Here is a 615-nt window from a genome sequence, read left to right as displayed (position 1 = left end):
TATTACCCTTTAGTTTCCCTACCTTAGTTACGGAGCCAACGCCTTTTGTTCCAACAATAGCTGTCGCTGTGGTTAGCTTTACATTCGTCATCCACTTAGATCTTGTATAGGCATTGCCATTGAGTACTTCTTTTTCATAAGAGTCTTTTATTGCATTGCCTATTGATTTTGTCGTTTCAATCGGCTGGGATACTGCGGTCACTAGATTATTGAAGACACCTCCAGGGTTGGTCACCAATTCTTTTAGTTCGCCGTATGTATTTTTCAATACATCAACCGTTGCATCTAGTTTGCCTTTTTCTTTTTGAGCTTTTGATAAAAGCAGATTCTGGCCTGTTAGTACGGCTTTTTCTTTAAAGCTCATGTCCTTACTTGGCGTTTGCAGTTCCATGTTATTTAACGACTTGTCGGCTAGTACGGCTTCTTTTGAGGCCGTTTTGGCTTCTTTCACAGTTTGTTTGGCCTGATTATACACTTCTTTTGTCTTTTGCTTGGCTTGACTATACACTTCTTTCGTCTTTTGCTTCGCTTGACTATATACTTCTTTCGTCTTTTGCTTCGCTTGGTTATACACTTCTTTTGTTTTTTGCTTCGCTTTTTGGTAGGTATTTTTGA

General features: G+C 39.2%; 1 protein-coding gene. It reads right to left on the bottom strand.

The features are described from left to right. Positions 1-615, bottom strand: a 615-nt coding sequence (locus tag C9J37_RS28730; protein ID WP_167397466.1) for a hypothetical protein, incomplete at both ends; no start/stop codon positions are given.

The organism is Lysinibacillus mangiferihumi (assembly GCF_003049665.1).
Lineage (GTDB): Bacteria > Bacillota > Bacilli > Bacillales_A > Planococcaceae > Lysinibacillus > Lysinibacillus mangiferihumi.
The sequence above is the reverse complement of the archived record's forward strand: the minus strand, read 5'-3'. Positions and strand labels throughout refer to the sequence as shown.